The 18,669-nt window shown below is 50.8% G+C and carries 17 protein-coding genes; 10 read left to right on the forward strand and 7 right to left on the reverse strand.

The features are described from left to right. Positions 1-270: 270 nt before the first annotated feature. A complete protein-coding gene (locus A7E48_RS11440; protein WP_255376884.1) occupies positions 271-405 on the forward strand; it encodes a hypothetical protein in 135 nt (44 codons plus the stop codon). Between the two features lie 129 nt (positions 406-534). Here the strand turns inward: A7E48_RS11440 and A7E48_RS00800 are convergent, their stop codons facing one another. Continuing rightward, positions 535-762: a hypothetical protein gene (locus tag A7E48_RS00800; protein ID WP_141669320.1), complete on the reverse strand. Its 228-nt coding sequence runs from the start codon at positions 760-762 to the stop codon at positions 535-537. Next, the gene (locus A7E48_RS11445) at positions 759-884 is read right to left on the reverse strand and encodes a hypothetical protein (RefSeq protein ID WP_255376885.1); all 126 of its coding nucleotides are present in this window, start codon (positions 882-884) and stop codon (positions 759-761) included. Before A7E48_RS11445 ends, A7E48_RS00800 begins: the two co-directional genes overlap by 4 nt. Before the next feature lie 167 nt (positions 885-1,051). Between A7E48_RS11445 and A7E48_RS00805 the strand changes: the two genes are divergently transcribed. After that, positions 1,052-1,567, forward strand: coding sequence for a hypothetical protein (locus A7E48_RS00805; protein ID WP_068168198.1), 516 nt, complete (start codon positions 1,052-1,054; stop codon positions 1,565-1,567). 75 nt (positions 1,568-1,642) lie between these two features. On the opposite strand, the gene A7E48_RS00810 is transcribed toward A7E48_RS00805, so the two are convergent. The 3 genes from A7E48_RS00810 to A7E48_RS00820 are packed head-to-tail and all read right to left on the reverse strand — an operon-like array spanning position 1,643 to position 5,999. Then, positions 1,643-3,379 (reverse strand): alpha-glucosidase, encoded by a 1,737-nt coding sequence (locus tag A7E48_RS00810; RefSeq protein WP_141669321.1) that lies wholly within the window; start codon positions 3,377-3,379, stop codon positions 1,643-1,645. 10 nt (positions 3,380-3,389) lie between these two features. Further along, positions 3,390-5,108, reverse strand: coding sequence for an alpha-glucosidase (locus tag A7E48_RS00815; RefSeq protein WP_068168203.1), 1,719 nt, complete (start codon positions 5,106-5,108; stop codon positions 3,390-3,392). Between the two features lie 12 nt (positions 5,109-5,120). After that, positions 5,121-5,999, reverse strand: coding sequence for an endonuclease/exonuclease/phosphatase family protein (locus A7E48_RS00820; protein ID WP_068168206.1), 879 nt, complete (start codon positions 5,997-5,999; stop codon positions 5,121-5,123). A 249-nt stretch (positions 6,000-6,248) separates the two neighbouring features. Here A7E48_RS00820 and A7E48_RS00825 point away from each other — a divergent pair, with 249 nt between their 5' ends. The 5 genes from A7E48_RS00825 (at position 6,249) to A7E48_RS00845 (ending at position 13,628) form a co-directional block, all read left to right on the forward strand. Next, complete coding sequence (locus A7E48_RS00825) at positions 6,249-7,913, forward strand: alpha-glucoside-specific PTS transporter subunit IIBC (protein ID WP_068168209.1); 1,665 nt, start codon at positions 6,249-6,251, stop codon at positions 7,911-7,913. Positions 7,914-7,993: 80 nt separating this feature from the next. Further along, the gene (locus tag A7E48_RS00830) at positions 7,994-8,782 is read left to right on the forward strand and encodes a MurR/RpiR family transcriptional regulator (RefSeq protein ID WP_233125925.1); all 789 of its coding nucleotides are present in this window, start codon (positions 7,994-7,996) and stop codon (positions 8,780-8,782) included. Then, a complete protein-coding gene (locus A7E48_RS00835) occupies positions 8,779-9,237 on the forward strand; it encodes a hypothetical protein (RefSeq protein WP_068168212.1) in 459 nt (152 codons plus the stop codon). Before A7E48_RS00830 ends, A7E48_RS00835 begins: the two co-directional genes overlap by 4 nt. A gap of 271 nt (positions 9,238-9,508) precedes the next feature. Further along, entirely contained in the window at positions 9,509-13,423 is a 3,915-nt protein-coding gene (locus A7E48_RS00840; RefSeq protein ID WP_233125926.1) for an ATP-binding protein, read from the forward strand. Further along, the gene (locus A7E48_RS00845) at positions 13,407-13,628 is read left to right on the forward strand and encodes a hypothetical protein (RefSeq protein WP_141669322.1); all 222 of its coding nucleotides are present in this window, start codon (positions 13,407-13,409) and stop codon (positions 13,626-13,628) included. The genes A7E48_RS00840 and A7E48_RS00845 overlap by 17 nt, the downstream gene beginning before the upstream one ends. A 95-nt stretch (positions 13,629-13,723) precedes the next feature. Here the strand turns inward: A7E48_RS00845 and A7E48_RS00850 are convergent, their stop codons facing one another. Together A7E48_RS00850 and A7E48_RS00855 are read right to left on the reverse strand one after the other, a co-directional pair. Then, on the reverse strand, positions 13,724-13,921 hold the full coding sequence (locus A7E48_RS00850; protein ID WP_068168218.1) for an FmdB family zinc ribbon protein: 198 nt from the start codon (positions 13,919-13,921) through the stop codon (positions 13,724-13,726). A gap of 46 nt (positions 13,922-13,967) precedes the next feature. Further along, positions 13,968-14,597 carry a 5-formyltetrahydrofolate cyclo-ligase gene (locus A7E48_RS00855; protein WP_068168221.1) on the reverse strand — a complete coding sequence of 210 codons (630 nt, stop codon included), beginning with the start codon at positions 14,595-14,597 and terminating at the stop codon, positions 13,968-13,970. Between the two features lie 169 nt (positions 14,598-14,766). Here A7E48_RS00855 and galU point away from each other — a divergent pair, with 169 nt between their 5' ends. The 3 genes from galU to A7E48_RS00870 all read left to right on the forward strand — a co-directional run bounded on the left by galU (position 14,767) and on the right by A7E48_RS00870 (position 18,464). Continuing rightward, the gene (gene galU, locus A7E48_RS00860) at positions 14,767-15,669 is read left to right on the forward strand and encodes a UTP--glucose-1-phosphate uridylyltransferase GalU (protein WP_068168224.1); all 903 of its coding nucleotides are present in this window, start codon (positions 14,767-14,769) and stop codon (positions 15,667-15,669) included. Positions 15,670-15,801: 132 nt separating this feature from the next. Then, positions 15,802-16,716 (forward strand): hypothetical protein, encoded by a 915-nt coding sequence (locus A7E48_RS00865; RefSeq protein ID WP_068168227.1) that lies wholly within the window; start codon positions 15,802-15,804, stop codon positions 16,714-16,716. A gap of 95 nt (positions 16,717-16,811) precedes the next feature. After that, positions 16,812-18,464 (forward strand): CYTH and CHAD domain-containing protein, encoded by a 1,653-nt coding sequence (locus A7E48_RS00870; protein WP_068168230.1) that lies wholly within the window; start codon positions 16,812-16,814, stop codon positions 18,462-18,464. Positions 18,465-18,669: the final 205 nt, after the last annotated feature.

Consider the following 18,669-nt stretch of genomic DNA (forward strand, 5'->3'; position numbering starts at 1 on the left):
GTACCAGAAAGGTAGACGAGGTACCGTCTTGATACGGTACCTCGTTTACTTTTCTGGTATGTCGCCGGGGGGGGGAGGGGACAGGACGGTCTGGGACGAGAGTAGTCAGCCGCGTAAAAACTCAAAATATTCTTCAGATAATGATTTTTTGCCGGTATCCATGAAACAGCTCACTAATAACCCTACTTATTTTCTGAAATTTTCCTGTATACTGAGAGAGCTAAAATGAGAACCTTTCATCAACGATGAAAGTGAATTAGGGGAAAAATTATGAATACTCTTTTGAATAAACTACGTATTAAGCTCACTGAAATTGCTCGCGATCCTAAGAATCAGGAAAAGATTCGTCAGTATGCGGGTAAGGCTGTAGAAGTTGTGCAGGGCTTCCTTCGCAAGCGCAAGTAGCATGAGTTGAAAATTCCCCGTCCTCTGTTGAGGGCGGGGAATTTTTGTCGTCCGGGGAAGGGCTTAGTCACCAATGTTGAAGAGCCATGCAATACCGAATTTGTCGGTAAACGAACCAAAGTGTGCGCCCTACGGAGCTTCAGCGAGTGACTGCAGGTTGGTCGCGCCGTCGGATAGCTTATTGAACCATTCGTTTGCTCGGTCGAGATCGGAGAGGTTACCCAGAATTGCGGCTTCCATGTTGGCGGTCGCGTTGTTTTCTGGTTTCTGGATGGCGGCGCCGTCGGATGCCTGAAGGGTGAAAGGCTCGGCGGTGAGTTCGCCGTGCATCACCATGTCGGTATATTCGGGATTCACGGGGCGTGGAAATCGTTGAAGGTGGCAATGTGTAGCTCGCCGCCGAAAACGCTCTGGTAAAAGTTGAGTGCTTCACGGGCTTCGCCGGTGAAAGTGAAATAAAGATTGAGGCGAAAAGCCATCAAAATCTCCTAGCGGGGAAGAAACGGCGGATAATCTATCCGCCGAAATTAGTTTACTCAGCAAAGAAAAGATAGGGGTAAACGCCTCGGAAGGAAACTTTAACTTTCTTCTAGGAGTTCCCTGAGCGATTTGTAACATATACTGACTAAAACGATAAGGGGAACCCATGTCACGTATCTCTACATCTCTTTCAAAACTTGCCATCGTTTCCGGTCTACTCCTAACAACATCTGGATGCACAACTCACGAGGTAGCACCGAATACGACGGCATCATCTGAGATAGCTACGACAACGGATGCTGGTAGCCCGTCTGAAACAGCTCCGGGATATTCTGCTGAAACACCCCTGCACAGTGACGAAGAAATTGCGGTATTTCAGGAGCAAAAACGACAAAACCTTATTGCCCAAGGGCTAGACCCTGAGAGTATTTATGCGAAGTACCCGGATATTATGTGCCACGGTGCTTCATTCGGTAGCGAAGAGGATATTAGGTCTTCTCTCGGGGTAGTGTCCGCGGAAGAAGTTGACCGACAGCTTGAATTTATGCGCAATGCTCCTGCAGAAGTTAAACAAATGAGTGAGCGGAATTCACATGCGCTGGTGGGTACTTTAACTGTGATGACCTGGGCAGATAAAGAGCAGTGTGACCTCTATGGAGAGGGTATTCAGCTTGCCGGTTAAACCCGCAATGGTGAGGATAACTCATAAGATGCCTGCACCTGATGAATCAACCTCACCATCCTTGAGGGAAAATTATTATTCAGCGGCGATGCGATAGACCTTCGACTCGTAAGGGCGTAGCGTTTCGCCCATGTCATCCTCATAATTAGAAATGACTAGGGTGCGCTGCGCTTCGAATTCTTCAGTGAGCAACTCGAAATCGCGGATAATCTCTCGATCGGTGAAGTTATTAATCACCAGGAGCTTCTCGCCGTTGTTTGCATGACGTTCATAGGCGTAGACGGCGGCGTCCTCTGGATCGATCGGGACAAAACGTGCGTAGACCATCAACTCTTTGAGTTCGCCTCGGCGAAGTTCAATGAGCCGCTGGTAGTGATAGAACAGCGAATCTGGATTGGCTAGTGCGGCGTCTGCATTGATGCTCTGATAATTTGCATTCAACCCTATCCAGGGGGTGCCGGTGGTGAACCCCGCTTTAGCTTCGGCGGACCACTGCACAGGGGTGCGCGCATTATCGCGGCCCTTGGCATAAATCATCTGTAGTACGTCGTCGGCTGAATATGTACCGTGGCGCTCCACCAGATTTTCATAGAGGTTAGTGGAATCAAGATCCCGGTAATCAGAGATAGAGGGGAATTGCACGTTAGTCATGCCGAATTCTTCACCCTGATAGATGTAGGGAGTACCCTGCATGAAATGCAAGGTAGTTGCTAGCATTTTGCCCGACAGCTCGCGGTATTCGGCAGAGTCATTGCCAAAGCGGGAGATAACGCGGGGCTGGTCATGGTTATTCCAGTAGAGCGAACCCCATGCTTTACCGTCCAGCTTGACCTGCCATTCGTTGAGCACTGCCTTCAAATCGCGCAGGTCGTATTCTTTGACACCCCATTTGCCAAGCCCCAGCGACTCGTCGCTATCGACACCCATATGTTCAAAGTGGAAGAGCATATTGAGTTCTTCTGCTTCGAAACCTGCAAAAAGGAGAGCTTCGTCGGCGGGAGTTGCCGACATTTCGCCGACAGTCATGGCATCGCGGTTTGCGACAGTAGCTAGGTTGAGCTCGTGCATCCACTCGTGAACCCGGGTGCCGTTGTGGATGATGAAAGCGGTGGAGGGGGAGTGCTTTTCGGGGTTGACGTTGGGGTCATCGGGCAAGCCCTGAGGTTTTGAAATGATGTTGATGGCGTCCAAGCGGAACCCATCAATTCCCTTATCGAGCCACCAGTTAATCATCGAATAGAGCTCGTTGCGGAGGACGGCATTTTCCCAGTTGAGATCGGGTTGCTTGGTGGAGAAAACGTGCAGGTACCATTGGTCGGTTGCAGCGTCGTATTTCCAGGCTGGTCCGCCGAATTCCGAGATCCAGTTGTTGGGTGGGAGAGGATTTCCTTCCTTATCGGTGCCAGAAGAGTCCCGCCAAATGTAGTAGTCCCGGTAGGGGTTCTCACGCGAAGCACGGGATTTTTGGAACCATTCGTGCTCATCAGAGGTGTGGTTGACGACGATGTCGAGCAGAATCTTGATGCCGTGCGCATGCGCGGTAGTCAGTAGCGTGTCGAAATCTGCCATCGTGCCGAATTCGCTCATGATGTCTTGGTAGTTACTGATGTCGTAACCCATGTCGTCATTCGGGGATGCGAACATGGGGCTCAACCAGATTACATTGATTCCCAACTTCGCAAGGTAGGGGATACGCGCGGTGACACCGGGAAGATCCCCGATGCCGTCGCCATCAGAGTCTTGGAATGAGCGGGGCCATACCTGGTAAACCACTGCTTCTTTCCACCATTGTTGTCCGGCATATGAAGTCATGTTTTTCTCCTTAGCGGTTCGAAATTCGGTAGACCTTGCCCTCATAGGGGCGCAGGGTTTCTACGGCGTCGTCTGGATAGTTTGAGATGAGGAGCTCTGCTGAATCGTCGAGTTGCTCGAAAGTTCGGGTGAGCTGGCGGTCTGTAAAGTTACAGATCACCAGAAGTGATTCGTCGTCCCCGGTGCGCAGGTAGGCATAGACTTCCTCATCGAGGGGATTTTCTGCATTGTCGAGTAGTTCATACGTGCCGGTGATCATCAGGGGAGTGCTGTGGCGCAGCTCGATGAGACGGCGATAGAAATGGAATATTGAGTCTTCATCAGCTACAGCCTGCTCTGCATTGATTTCCTTATACCGGGGATTCAACCCCAGCCAAGGTTTTCCGGTGGTGAATCCAGCGTTTTCCTCTGCTGACCACTGCATGGGAGTGCGCGCGTTGTCTCGCCCGGATGCCGAGATGAAACTGAGCATTTTTTCAGGTGGAATGAGCTTCGATTCTTCGACGTATTCCCGCCAAGCATTATGGATTTCGAGATCGTCGTAGTCTTCTACCTGCTCGAAGAAGACGTTGGTCATGCCCAGCTCTTCACCCTGGTAGATATAGGGTGTGCCCTGCATAAAATGCAGGTTAATCGCTAGCATTTTGGCGGAGAGCACCCGCCAGGCGGGGGAGTCGTTACCAAAACGGGAGACGGCGCGAGGCTGGTCGTGGTTATTCCAATAGAGGGAATTCCAACCCTTACCTGCCAGGTCGTTTTGCCATTTGCTGAGTACCCGTTTGAGATCAACGAGCTTGAACTTTTCATCGTTCCATTTGCCAAAGCCCTCCGGGTTAGAATCAACGTCCATGTGCTCAAACTGGAAGACCATCTGTAGCTCATCGCGGTCAAAACCGGTGTACTTGAGCGCGTCTTCTGTGCTGACATCGGGGGTTTCACCCACCGTTACCACATCGTACTTTGAGAGCACTTCACGGTTCATTTCCTGCAGGTACTCATGGACGCGCGGACCGTTGGCCGCCATCCAGAGCGCTGACTCATGTCCGCCGGCTTCTACCTCAGGATCGTTGGGGTAGGCAGGATCTTTAGAAATCAGGTTAATGACATCCATTCGGAAACCCGCGACACCCTTATCCAACCAGAAACGCATGATGTCATAGACTTCCTGGCGCACGGTGGGATTATCCCAATTCAAATCTGGCTGCTTCTTAGAGAACAAGTGCAGGTAGAACTGTTCGGTTCCCTCGTCCCATTCCCACGCCGACGGCGCAAAGGCAGAAATCCAGTTGTTAGGAGGCAGGGGAGTGCCGTCGTCGTCATAACCTGCGGCGTCCTTCCAGATGTAATAATCGCGGAATTTATTGTCACGAGAAGACCGTGCCTGCTGGAACCATTCGTGCTCGTCAGAGGTATGGTTGACCACCAAATCCATCATGATTTTGATGTCGTTCTCTTGTGCGACCGCCATCAGCTCATCAAAATCTGCCAGAGTACCAAACTCATCCATAATCTGACGGTAGTCGCTAATGTCATAGCCATTATCATCATTGGGCGATTTATAGACTGGGGACAGCCATACCATGTCCACACCGAGCTGTGCCAAGTAGGGTATACGCGAGGTAATACCGGGCAGGTCCCCGATACCGTCGCCGTTAGAGTCCTGGAAACTACGAGGATAAATCTGGTAGATGACCGGCTCTTGAAACTTCATGATGTCTGAGTTGCTCATGGGAGTTAACCTTTACTGTTGCTTCGGGGAAGTCAGATCGGCAGTCTGCATTAATGTAGCGGCATCGATCTCAACCACAATTCCTGAATGATCCGAAATAGCATCCTCGCTATTATCGGGAAAAACTACGGTGTACTTCTCGAAGGGAACTTTCTCAGAGGAGAACACAAAATCAATGCGCATTTCGCGGGTTGCACTTTCCCATCCTGAAATTTTTTTGTGCACGGTGAACTCACCTTCTTTGAGCTGCGCTAACTCAAAAGCGTCATGCCAGCCCGCTTGGAGAATCTGCCGGTAACCTTCATCCTCAATAGCGGCATCGTTATTGAAATCTCCCAGCAAAACAATGGGGGAATCACCGGCGAGATCGCGCATCTGCTGATCGAGAACCGCAAAATCATGTTCAAAGAGGTGAATATCGTGCATCAGCCACCAGTTCATGTGCACACTGGCAATCCACAAACTCTTTCCCTGCACCTCTACCTCTGCGGCAAGAGCGCACCGGCGAAATACATCGGTGTAGGTAAAACGAGCCTCGCTCAATTCAAGTAGCTGAACTCTGCGAACCGGAATACGAGAGAGAATAGACAACCCCTCGTCATAACGATTCCACCCTTCATGTGAATCTCCCCAGCTCCATCGGTATTCGCCGGTTCGTTCCTGAATAAATTTCATGAGAATGAACGCGAAGTTACTCTCTTTCAGAGGCACATCAGTGGCAGGTAGAAACGCTTCGCCACCGTCTACCGGAGCACTCACCAAGTTTTGGTTAATCTCCTGAAGCGCGACGACGTCGATCTGCTCATCCACAATAAAATCAGCAAGAATCTTGATTTTGTGAATCTGGTGGATTTCCAGCCAACTGTGCGTATTCAGGGTTAAAAATTTCACGGTGTGGTCTCTATCGTCGTGCCTGCAGTGTTGTCTTCTATTCTAGGAATCCGCCACGAGTCGAATCCTGCGAGCGTCCTCGATTTCCTGCCATCTTTTGACACCTTTGTGCCGGATTCTGAAATTCTTGCCAGAATGTGGCAACTTATGGTGAACACGAAGTTAAATCATCCATACTCACCTATAGTTCACAGTGAGAAAACACTCATAATTCATTTTTCATTCTTCTTGGTGAAAGGGGTCTCTCCAATGATGGAAAAGATCCAGAGGTTCGGTTCGGCGATGCTCGCGCCCGTCCTCATCTTTGCTTTCGCTGGTCTCGCAGTTGGTATCGCAATTATTTGCAAGAACGAGCAGTTGCTCGGTTCTATTGCCGCTGAGGGAACCGGTTGGTATAACTTCTGGTCTGTTTGGGAATCCGGCGCTTGGACCGTATTCAACCAGATGGAACTCCTCTTCGTTCTTGGTCTGCCTATTGCGCTCGCTAACAAGGCTCAGGCACGTGCGGTTCTTGAAGCCGGTATGGTTTACCTGACCTTCAACTACTTTGTGGGCTCTATCCTCAGCATCTGGGGCCCTAACTTCAACATCGATTTCAACCAGGACATCTCTGAGTCCGCCGCTGGAACCGGTTTGAAGATGATTGCTGGTATCAAAACCCTCGATACCGGTATCTTTGGCGCGATTATTATTTCTGCAATTGTCGTGTGGTTGCACAACCGCTACTTCGAAAAGAAACTTCCTGACTTCCTCGGTATCTTCCAGGGAACTCAGTATGTCTACGCTTTGGGCTTCTTCCTGATGATGCCTGTTGCTCTACTCTTCTGCTGGCTATGGCCTTTCGCTCAGCAGGGTATCGCTTCCATGCAGGGTCTGTTCATGTCCTCGGGCGTATTCGGTGTGTGGCTCTACGTTTTCCTCGAACGTATCCTCATTCCTACCGGTCTGCACCACTTCATTTATACCCCCTTCATCTTCGGTCCCGCTGTTACTCCAAACGGCATCACCAAAGACTGGGTGGCAGCACTACCTGAAATGGCTAACTCCACCAAGCCCCTCTCTGAGCTATTCCCTGGTGGCGGTTTCGGCTTGCACGGTAACTCTAAGGTCTTTGCACCTATCGGCATTGCAGCAGCGTTTTACTCCACCGCTCGCCCTGAGCGTAAGAAGGAAACCCTTGCTCTGCTCATTCCTGTGTGCCTTACCGCAGTTCTAATTGGTATTACTGAACCTTTGGAATTTACCTTCCTGTTCTTGGCGCCTCCACTGTTTGCAGTTCACGCGGTGTTGGCAGCAACCATGGCAGCTACCATGTACGCCTTTGGTCTGCGCGGTAACATGGGTGGCGGTCTGATTGACTTCCTCTTCCAGAACTGGATTCCCCTGTGGGGCAACCACCACAGCACCTACATCGCTCAGATCATTATTGGTCTGATTTTCACCGCCATCTACTTTGTAGTATTCCGCTTCCTGATTCTCAAGTTCGACTTCAAGACCCCCGGTCGTGAAGACACTAACGAATCACCCAAGCTGTACTCCAAGGCAGAATACAAGCAGGCGAAGAAGGACGGCACGCTCAAGGCTGGTTCAAGTGTAGCTGCAGGCTCAGCCGCCGCAGCTGGCGTGGCAACAGCAGAGGCTCCCTCCGACCTTTCGGACGATCCTTACTCCCAGCGAGCTAATGACTTCCTCGCATTGCTAGGCGGAGCTGAGAACATTACCTCGGTTAACAACTGTGCAACTCGTTTGCGCGTGTCCGTTGATGACCCAGAGCTTGTAGCAACTGAGGGCGACTTTAAGTCAGCTGGTGCTTTGGGTCTGGTCAATAAGGGCAAAGCTCTTCAGGTGATTGTTGGAATGGACGTACCTCAGGTGCGCGACCGCTTTGAAAGTATGGTCAATTCCGGCAAGTAACCTTCCCTGGGTAAACGCCTGCAAGAAATAAATAAAAGGCTCTTGGGTTATCGGGCATGTAGTATCTAAGAAGATACTTGTTGCCTGATACTCAGGAGCCTTTTGTGGATTTGCAAACTTTAGTGAACAAGCATCAGTCTCATTTTTCTGAGACTGAACGAGAAATTCTTTCTTTTATGCTTCAGCACGAAGAGTTTGTGGCTGAGGCAACTATTTCTTCGCTGTCCAATCGCACTTTTACGTCGACGTCGAGCATTATTCGTCTCACCAAAAAGCTGGGGTTTTCTGGTTTTGCAGAACTCAAATATTTTGTGAAAACATCCCTTTCCCAGCTGGTGCCGCAAAATTCGGACTTTGTGCAAAGCGGTCGCGACGATGTTTTTAACACTTTGGAGACCTTAGAAAACACCGACGTTGAACGTATCCTGAAGGTCATCCATGACGCCCGAACCGTCTACTGTTTTGGTACAGGGTATGCCCAGCGCAATGCCATTCAGGAGTTTGCCAAAGCATTGCTGGTATGCGGAAAATTCATGCATGTTATTCCCGCACGGAACGAATTTGCCGGATCCCTATCGGTCATGAGCCCCCAGGACGTGGTGATTGTGGTATCGCTATCGGGTAATACTGCATCGGTTTTGGATACCATCAAGCTGCTGTCCGTACGTAAGATACCCATGATTGCCATTACTGCCGAAGGCGTGAACGTCATTGCTAGCCACGCCACGTACAACCTTCACTACCACTCCACACCTACGCGCTTGAAGCAAAATAGTAAGCCCTACCACTCTTTCATAGGGCTCAACATCCTCTTGGATTATCTAGTGCGTAAGTACATTGAATTTATAGATCAAGAAGAAATCTCATGAGAACTATCCTGGCTGTCTTAAACAACCCTCATAAGCTGTACACATATTTGCTGGCTTACTGGTTGATTAGCCCTCTGTTGTACCTGATTTATGTCTATATAATTTCGCAAAATGCGGGCACACCGTTTCGGGAGCTTCTCAACACGCCCACCGTCGCTCTGGCATTTTTGATCGCGTGCATGACTTTGGTTCTAGCGGGAATGCTGAAACTAGCACACGATGAAAACGAGAATACGGTAAGAGTGTTCGCACTCTACTCGGCCGTTCAACAGCTCTTAGTAGGAAACCTCATCGGCGTATTACTGTCCGTTTTTCTTACCCGTTCACTCTGGTGGGAACAACGTGAGCAGTTCGGTCCCCGCTTCAAGTGGGTGTTGGTAGCCGGGATGGTTCTCATTGCTTTTCTTACTTTCCTGGTACTTTTAGCCGGAATGAACTTCTTCCACGTCGTCTAATAAAACTGCCCCAGCGTCAACGAATGTTGACGGTGGGGCAGCAGTTACTTAATCCGTATGATGTTATAGAGAGATTAATTTATAAGGTATTCCTGCAGCCAGGTACAGCGTGAGGCAAGCTGGCTGGGTCTGGCGTGAATCGCCTCTGTGAGCGCTAGCGAACCAGGCGAGAGGGATTGCTTGTCGACGCTGTGCCGGGCAGAAGACGGCCATAACTTTTGAATAAATCTCAAAACCGTGAACACCAGACCGTATGAAAGAGCAATTCTTCGTGAACGAACAGTCAAACGCCGCATCAACCTCTTCGAATCCGCAGGGTTCGCAAGGGGGCAATTCTGCTCCTGCGCCGGTGTCGTTCCCCGAACCTCCCACGGAAGATACCCGGAACCACTCTATTGAAGAAGGTTTGGACGCCTGGGGTAAGCAAATGGATCTTTACACAGGTCCCGATGCTCTCTTGGATTTTAATCAGGTCGATTACGTCCACATCGACATCACCGATGCCAACCCTTCCGGTCTTGCCCAGCTGATGATGGGACGTAAAACCAGGCTTTCCACGATTATCCGTGATAAATCTAAATTGCAGTCGGCTATGGACGCCGCGCAGACCTTGCGGAGCAAAATCTTTGAGTTAGAAACCCATCACGGTCTCTCTGCGGGCTATTTTGCTGCAGGTACGGCGTCGTGGCTTTCTCGGTCTGTGCAGAAAAACGGCATGATGACCGAAAAGCGATTTATTGCGCCCATTCTTCTGGCACCGGTTTCGATTTCAGTGCACCCTACCAGTAACGATTTTGAAATTAAGCTCACTGGCGCAGCTCAGCTTAATCCCGCGATGGTGCGGCAAATCAATAAAGAGTACGGAATCAACCTGGAGAACATGGATATTGCAGAACTTGCAAACTCCATGAGCAAGCTAGATCCCGAGCCCGTGATTGATCGTATGCGAACCTCGGTGAACCATATTCCCGGGATGATGATTGAGTCTAAGTATCTGATTTCTACTTTTGCTGACGTCAAAGAAAGCACCTCGGAGCTCCCCGACAAAGCACTCACACCGCTCGTCCAAAACCTTGCGCAGCTTGCCCTCGAACCAGAAGACACCATGCGTCCGGAAGTTTTCGTCAATAACAGTGCGCTTGATGTGGACCACCGCGATCCTGAAAACGAGATGTTGGTCTTTGACGCCGACGCCGCATCGCAGGACGTCATTGATTTAGCGACTGCCGGGCATTCGTTGGTGGTTACCTCTGCCTCCGGTACAGAACCTCTAGAAACTGCTGCGAATATCGCAGCTTCTCTGATGAGCCGCGGCAAATCTGTGCTGGTAGTGGGGGAGAAGAGCTCCACCGTGGAGGAATTCTCCGGTCTCATCAAATCTGCTGGGATGCAGGAGCTTACCCTTGATTTGCTCAGCGAAAGCACACCGGAAAACCTGCGGGATCTTATGGTGCGCGCTATCGTTCGCAACGAACAAGTTGCCGAGCCTAACATGCGCGAAACGTTTGAGACACTTAAAGAAACGAGAGAGCGGTTAGCTAACCACACTGCTGCACTAAAATTCACCGAATCCCGCTGGGGCTGCTCGGTCTATGATGCGCTACAGACCTTGGCTGCCCTCACCGCCCAAGAAGAGGCACCTGCAACTTCTATTCGTTTTAGTCGCGAGGTTTTGGACAACCTTACTGACCGCGCTGACGTTACGGAGAAACTGCAGAAACTCGCTGATTTAGCTGCTTTCAAGCCTTCCACTCATCTTTCTGCATGGAAAAACGCTAAGCTCATTACAACCGATGAGTGCCAGGCAGCCCACGAATTAGTCATTTCACTGCGGGATTCGATGGAGAGCCTACACCGGAAAATGAGCGCACTTTGCGCCGAAACCGGAATGCGTTTGGGGCGCACCCTGGAAGAATGGACCGAGCAGCTCTATCTTTTGGAGCGAATCGGCGATACGCTGACTCGATTCCGCGTCGATGTCTATGACCGACCCGTCACGGATCTTATGGCAGCGACGGCCTCTGGCTCATGGCGTCGCGAACACGGCGTGGAAATGAGTAGCATTCAGCGCTCCCGCCTACGCAAAGCGGCAAAAGAATACATTCTTCCGGGCATCCATATCGGAGATCTTCACGAAACTCTTCAAATTATTCAGAGCCAGCGCGAAGAATGGATTAGTTGGGCAGAGGACCCGCGCGAACCATCAGTTCCTGCAGAAACGATGGAAATCAAGTCTGCCCTTCGGTTGCTCAAACTTGAATTTTCCGGGCTGGAAATTGTTTTAGAAGACAGCCCTGAAGGTAACGAATTTGAATCGATTGATGTTTCTATCGTTCTTCAGCGCCTTATGAATCTTGAGGCTGACTACCGTAACCTGATGACCCTGCCCGAACGCGACCAGCTTACCGCTGAACTTAAGACGCAGGGACTTGAGGCCTTGATGTCTGATTTGCTAGAACGCCAGGTTCCCCGCGACCTGGTAGGTGCAGAACTTGAGCTGGCATGGTGGCAGAGCGCCCTGGAAATGATGATGTCTTCGCAGGAACTTGAAATCCTCGATGGCGCAACCCTGCGAGAGCTTGAAGGCAAGTTCCGCATGGCAGATTCTGCCCATATCGCTGCCGGCGCTGCCCGTTTGAGTGCTGCAATCGCTCGCAACTGGAACCATAAAATTGCTCAAGATACCGAAGGCTCTGCCTACCTCAAGAGCCAACTCACCGGCCACGAATTCCGGTTTGATCAATTGCTAGAAAACGCTCCTGGCATGGCAACAGCGCTGTACCCGCTGTGGATTACAAGCCCCTTTGCCTTGAGCCGACGTATTTCCCCGCAGATGCGTTTCGACTGCGCCATCTTGCTCGACGCCGAATCGTCGCCCATGGCGGCAAACCTTCCCGCAATCACCAGAGCTGATCAGGTCATTGCCCTGGGTGACCCTCACTCGGGTTTCCCCGCACCGTTCATGGTCTCCGCTGTCGCCAAATCGGCACCGGTGGATACTGACCATAACATAGTGAGCACCTACTCGGCACTCTCCAAAATCCTGCCCAAGCGCACGCTCTCACTGCTCAAAGATCGCGCGGTGGACCCCGCCGTCTTTGCCTACCTGAACGAGCATTTCTACGATGGCAAACTACGGGCATACCCCTGGGGCGAAGAAATCTCCCAGACCACCCCGGCATTCATCGCAGAATACCTCGACTCCACAGGCAAGATTAGCGATAACTCCAACCTCGATTCCCCTGAATTCGAAGTACAACGAGTTGCCCAGCGCGTCCTCGAACACGCCTATAAAAACCCCAACCAATCGTTGGCTGTGGTGACGGCATCTCCCCGCCACGCCCGGCGCATTGCCGAATCGGTGCGCTCCATGCTTGCCCAGTATCCGCAGCTGGCACCCTACTTCAGCGGCGGTCGCGAACCTTTCCGCGTGGTCGATTTAGCGCGAGCAGGCGGAATGGTACGAGACGTTATTATTTTCTCCCTGGGCACAGGAATTGGACGCCAAGGCGCTGTCAACCACCAGCTGGGCCAGCTCTCTGAAGAACACGGTCGCGAGCTTCTAGTTTTAGGCCTATCCCGCGCTCGCCATCTGACACGTTTCATGGCTTGCGTTCAGCCCAAAGATTTGGATCCCGAGCGTCTGGAATACGGTGCGCGCGATTTGTACAATATTTTGCGTGACCATGAGGCTTACCTCGAACGCCAGGGCCTAGAGCAGACAGCAACTATTACCGATAAAATTCCTGCCAACGAATTCCTGAAGAATACCGATATCGAAGCAATCGATATGGGGGATTGGCTGCTGAACGATATGGTTCGCCGTCTGCATGATCGCGGGGTAAAACTGCGAGAGAGCGAATACGACAATATCTCTTTGGTGGCATTGAGCTCCGAGGAATCGTTGATGGCTGGTTCAACGTTGAGCCCCCGCCAGCGCAAAATGGGAACTGAAACCCCTCCATTGAAAGTAAATCTGCCGTTGGCAGCGATTTCAGACGGGTCTGAGGAGTTTGCGCGAATGAGTGTTCGCGAGCGTTCTCGCCTGGTTCCTGACCGTCTATCGAAGACTGGCTGGAACTATCTAACGCTATGGACCATTGAGGTCTTTTCAGACCCTGAGTCCGTGGTCGATCGGATGTGCCTTTACCTGGGAATTGAGGGGTCAGATGATGACGCCGAATGAGGGGAGCGCCTACTCACCAATTCCCCGCAGACGTCGAGGCAACCGTCGGGCAACTTCAGGTGAGTCTGAGTTCAAGCAGGAACCACGTCTTGCCGGCCTGGAAAACTCTGCGCATCCAATTCAGCGCGACCCTGCGGAGCTGAGCGAGCAAACTGAGCGCGACCGCTGGCTGAAGGAGCAGAAGCCTCCGCACCACTCGCTCTAAGTTGCACCATTCCCTCTCAACCGAGCGGTAAGAGCATGGAAAAATTCGGCGGTACAGAATGAACATTCTGTACCGCCGAATTTTTATGTTAAGTGCTAGGAATCTGAAGAGCCTGAAGATTTATCGGTGCTGTAGAAACCCGAACCTTTAAAGACCACTCCCACATTTCCATATTTTTTGCGGAGCTGATCTTCGCCGCAACTGGGGCATGTTTTGAGTGGGGCGTCTGAGAAAGACTGATGTTCCTCAAAAACAAAGCCACAGTTTTTGCACTGGTATTGGTAGACAGGCATTTTTCTCCCTTGAACAACTTTTCGAAGATAATCTTACTCCGCCGCGTTAGCTTTTGAGTTTCGTGATTCCTTCTTCGGTGAGGACCTGCTCCAGGTGAGAGTCCCATGTGTCGGTGGGGAGAGCGTCGAGTATCTCTCGGGCAAAGACAACACCGAAGGTAAAGGGGCTTTTCGCTGTTTCTTCGGTCAGGAACCTGTCGTAGTATCCGCCGCCTTGGCCTAATCGTGCCCCGTTGACGTCGTAGGCTAGAGCGGGAACGAAGTGGACGTGGGCGTCGAGAAATGCCTGGGTATCTAATTTTTCTCCCAGCGGCTCTTCAATGCCCATGGAGTTTTTGGCGAATTCAGTCTCAGGCGTCCACTGTACCCAGCTCAGTTGGCGTTGGGGCTCTACTCGCGGAACCAAAATAGTGTGGCCGGCTTCGGAGAGAGCGGTGAGACCGGGGATGAGCGGTGGCTCGACGTCTACGGGCAGGTAGGCGGCGATGGTGAGGTGGGTTTGTCCCAATTGTTGACAAGCCTCGTGCACAATATCTTTCATGTTCTGCTCAAAGTTCTTAGACCACTGTGGAGGGTGGGGAAGTGCTGCAGCGCGACGGGCTCGAATAGACGCACGGAGAAGTTTTTTATCTGCGGCGATTTCTTCTGCTGAGCTGGGAGAAAATGGGCTCATCATTATTTAGCCTCTCGAAAAGTGTGTTGTTTACCTTCCAATGTATGCAAGGTAACTAGTCAATCAAAGAGCTTTCGACACAAGGCAAAAACTTTGTCCCCAAAACTGTCTATTTTTGTTGCTGTCCCCAGATGAGCGTTGATTTTTGGTCAACTCAGGTATCGTAATTCTTATGACTGACAAGAATAAGAAGCCTGTAACTAAGGCTGTGATCCCTGCAGCTGGTCTCGGAACTCGCTTCCTCCCAGCCACCAAAGCAACTCCTAAAGAGATGCTTCCGGTAGTGGACCGCCCTGCTATTCAATATGTAGTGGAAGAAGCTATCCGTGCAGGTTTGAATGATGTTCTGATGATTACCGGCCGCAACAAGCGTGCCCTGGAGGATCACTTTGACCGCGTTCCTACGCTGGAAGACCAGCTAGAAGAGCAGGGTAAAGACTCCTTGTTGCAGAAGGTACAAGATACGAACGATATGGGTGAAATCCATTATGTTCGCCAGGGTGACCCCAAAGGTTTGGGCCACGCTGTGTTGCGCGGAAAGATTCACGTGGGCGACGAGCCTTTCGCTGTACTTTTGGGCGATGACCTCATTGATGAGAAGGAAGACCTTCTCTCTGAAATGGTTGCTGTACAGGAGAAAACCGGCGGCTCTGTTATTGCTTTGATGGAAGTTCCCGAAGATCAGATTTCAGCCTATGGTTGCGCTGCTATTGAAACCGTTGAAGGCGAAGATTTCTTCAAAGTGACCGAACTGGTTGAGAAGCCTGCTAAAGAAGAAGCTCCTTCTAACTATGCAGTAATTGGTCGCTACGTTCTTTCTTCGAAGGTATTTGAGGTACTGGAGAACACCGCACCTGGTCGCGGTAACGAAATTCAGCTTACCGATGCTCTTCAGACTCTAGCTAAGGGCACCGGTCAAGGCGACGGCGTCTACGGCGTTGTTTTCAAGGGTCGCCGTTTTGATACAGGCGATAAGCTGAGCTACCTGAAGGCAAACGTCATTCTAGCTGCAGAACGTTCCGACCTCGGACCGGAACTCAATAAGTGGCTCAAAGAATTCGTCAATAACCAGTAATTGATTATTCTTCAAAGCGAGATTACTTATTATGAGTAATCTCGCTTTGGTGTACCCATATTTGGGAGTACCTTATGTAAGATTGAAAGTCCTAGAGATATCGTGAACTTTTGATGAAAAGTGGTTTTGGCTATGGCTTCCTCTTGGCTTGGGGCAACGAGCGTTCTGCTCGTTCTCGCTGTCATTATCTTTTTGGCACTACCCAAGTTATTGCAGCGCTCACAAGACACCACTATCGCTGCAGAACGGTTTGCTGAGGATATTTATCTCGATGCGCAGACTGGCCTAGCGGGGGAACCGCTCGCTCATACGGCAGCACCTCACTCACGCTTAGCAGCTCCATCCGAGGAACCCACTCAACTACGGGATGCCGAACAACCAGCTTTCACTATCTATTGGGGCCGCGTTCTCATCTTTGGGGTGGGCGTCTTTGCATTGCTGACCGCTTTCTTCACCTCACTTATCGCCCTATTTACTGCTCTTTCATGGGCTATGCCCGCTACTAGCTTGTTGGTTGCCGGTGCCTGCGTGGCAACTCTGCGTGCCTTTGCTTTGCACGATGCTAAGAAGCGTGGTCACCATGCGGTAGCCACCCGTCCAACCATAGAACACGAAGAAATTGTGTTGCGCCCGCGGGAAAAATCCCAGGAGAAAGCCCCGCTTACCCTGGAGAATCTGCCTGAAAACGCGAACGTCCGTATCAAGCCTTCAAAAACGGATGATCAAGTACCCGTGGCTTTTGTCGCCAAATCTTTGCGCTATGCCCGCACCCACCATCAGTCCGAGCGCCCGGTACTTGAAGGCACCGCCACTTCTACTCCTTTAGAAGAACGCCGTTTGCCGGAAGAACCCTTTGAATCTGCCGTAGCTGAATGGCAGCCCACACCGCTTCCCGAACCTATTTACACAGATTTCGAACTGGTTCGGCCCGAAGGTCAGAGCTCGATCCCTGCAGAGTTCACGTTGCCGGTGCCGCCGTCGTCGTCACCGACCATCGTTTCGGGATCATCGCTCGATGATATTCTGAATCGCCGACGCCGCCCCTAAAATTCCAAGCGCCTGTTTTCCTTCAGAGAAAGCAGGCGCTTGTACTATTTTGAGTAGAGAATCCTCTGCACAGCTCACGAAGGAGAAGACCGCCCATGGTCGAGCATCATCTTGAAGTGGAACGTAAGTACGAGTTTGTCGGTGGAGACGGGGAACCGACTCATGTTGACTGGTCAGCTCTGGATGGATATTCGGTGCAAAAGCCGGTTGAGGAGCATCTAGAAGCGTCCTATTTTGATACCGCCGATAACGATTTGAGCCGTAATCTCGTAGCACTGCGCCGTCGGCTGGGCGGGTATGACCAAGGATGGCACATCAAATTTGATGATCGCGCTGGCGCTCGCCATGAGATGCACTTTGACTTGCTTGCAGATGAAATGAAAATGCCCGCGCGGGTTTCTAAATTTGTACGTTCGGTAACACTGGGGGATGAGCTGCATGAGATAGTTTCGCTCATTACTGATCGAATCCGCACGGTTCTCAAAGATTCTAACGGCGTGAATGTAGCTGAAATCTGCCAGGACGCCGTTCACGCTCACGACTTTTCAACGGGTATTGAACGTCAATGGAATGAATGGGAAATTGAACTTTTGGAAAGCGGCGAGAAAAGCCCCGCTGAAATCTTTGCTGATTGTGAAAAGATTTTATTTGAAGCAGGTGCGAAGCCCTCAAAGTCTCCGGCAAAAATTGCCCGCGCGCTGGGGCAAGACGGCGAGTTTGAGGCTAGACGACAGGGGAAAAATCTTTCTGGTGAGCAGCTCGCCAAGAAGACAAAGAAGAACGAGAAGAAGAACAAACGCCGCGTTCAAGACACCGCGCCCCAAGACTCTTCAGAGCTGCTTCAGCACGTTCTGCACATGCTCACCAGTAACCTCATGCTGTGGGAGCTTAAATTCCGTGCGGGCACACCTGAAACTGTGCACGGGATGCGCATTGGAACGCGGCAGATTCAATCAGTCTTGCGCTATGCGGTGCGCCCGTATGTGAAGAATGAGGTCGAAGCCGAAGCGGTAGAGCAGCTGATTAGTTCTTTGAAGAAGCTGATGAAGGGTCTCTCTTCTGCGCGAGATATTGATATTTTGACTGACTTTCTAGGATCAGTTGAGGTAAGACCGGGTTTGGTGAGCGAAAAATCCCGTGAGGAACTCGAAGAATATCTGGCGTTAGATGACGAAGACGCCTCAAAGAGCGTCCTGCGGCTCTTGGATTCTGAGGAGTATTTGAAGCTTCGTGTGGCGTTGATTGAGCTAACACAGAATTTGGATATGGCTGTCACGCTACCTCTCAATGCAGAGAACTTTGTAAATAAGGTAGCTAAGCGCATTCGCAAACACTTGAGCAGCTTTCTCAAAGCCGACTATAAGGATTTATGGGAGCTGAATCCTTCTGCCTTCGCCTACGACGAGGTACATAACGATGTTCTGTTTGAAATACGCCGTGATGCGCAAGCCGCACGCTACTGTCTCGAAGCTTTTGAAATTGCGGGAATTAAGCTTTCTAAAGATCACAAGAAACTGCGTAACTACGCCGGTGAGCTCCATCGGGAGATTTCAATATTATCTGATGAAAACGTAGTGGTACGCTGGCTGGAAAGAAGTAGCCGACGCGCAATGAACCACCAAAGTGACCGGCTGGGCATTGGATATCTGCTCGGGCGCTCCAGCTATTATGCGGTGGGCTTGCGTATGACTCAGCATTCTTTTGTGCCGGCTGAGCTCAAACGCATCAAGGAGCTTGATTTGAAATAAGAAGCAGGGACATACAACCCAACTTAAAGTGCGGGGGTGGTCAACCAGCGGTTGACCACCCCCGCTTCACACACAGGAAGAAAAGTCTTCTGAAAAAGCCGCCGATTTTCGTCTTCCCACAAGGCGTAAATCATTAGCTAATAAAAATATAACCTAATTACTTTGTGTTGACCAGATATTTCTTTTAAAGAAATGAAGAAACTCT

Origin of the sequence: Rothia sp. ND6WE1A (assembly GCF_001683935.1) — a bacterium.
In the GTDB taxonomy this organism is placed as follows: Bacteria; Actinomycetota; Actinomycetes; order Actinomycetales; family Micrococcaceae; genus Rothia; species Rothia amarae.

Excerpts from the sequence above, each read along its gene's own strand:
- A7E48_RS11440 (WP_255376884.1), top strand. The coding sequence starts at position 271 with ATGAATACTCTTTTGAATAAACTACGTATTAAGCTCACTGAAATTGCT.
- A7E48_RS11445 (WP_255376885.1), bottom strand. The coding sequence starts at position 884 with ATGGCTTTTCGCCTCAATCTTTATTTCACTTTCACCGGCGAAGCCCGT.
- A7E48_RS00805 (WP_068168198.1), top strand. The coding sequence starts at position 1,052 with ATGTCACGTATCTCTACATCTCTTTCAAAACTTGCCATCGTTTCCGGT.
- A7E48_RS00810 (WP_141669321.1), bottom strand. The coding sequence starts at position 3,379 with ATGACTTCATATGCCGGACAACAATGGTGGAAAGAAGCAGTGGTTTAC.
- A7E48_RS00815 (WP_068168203.1), bottom strand. The coding sequence starts at position 5,108 with ATGAGCAACTCAGACATCATGAAGTTTCAAGAGCCGGTCATCTACCAG.
- A7E48_RS00825 (WP_068168209.1), top strand. The coding sequence starts at position 6,249 with ATGATGGAAAAGATCCAGAGGTTCGGTTCGGCGATGCTCGCGCCCGTC.
- A7E48_RS00835 (WP_068168212.1), top strand. The coding sequence starts at position 8,779 with ATGAGAACTATCCTGGCTGTCTTAAACAACCCTCATAAGCTGTACACA.
- A7E48_RS00845 (WP_141669322.1), top strand. The coding sequence starts at position 13,407 with ATGATGACGCCGAATGAGGGGAGCGCCTACTCACCAATTCCCCGCAGA.
- A7E48_RS00850 (WP_068168218.1), bottom strand. The coding sequence starts at position 13,921 with ATGCCTGTCTACCAATACCAGTGCAAAAACTGTGGCTTTGTTTTTGAG.
- A7E48_RS00855 (WP_068168221.1), bottom strand. The coding sequence starts at position 14,597 with ATGATGAGCCCATTTTCTCCCAGCTCAGCAGAAGAAATCGCCGCAGAT.
- galU (WP_068168224.1), top strand. The coding sequence starts at position 14,767 with ATGACTGACAAGAATAAGAAGCCTGTAACTAAGGCTGTGATCCCTGCA.
- A7E48_RS00865 (WP_068168227.1), top strand. The coding sequence starts at position 15,802 with ATGGCTTCCTCTTGGCTTGGGGCAACGAGCGTTCTGCTCGTTCTCGCT.
- A7E48_RS00870 (WP_068168230.1), top strand. The coding sequence starts at position 16,812 with ATGGTCGAGCATCATCTTGAAGTGGAACGTAAGTACGAGTTTGTCGGT.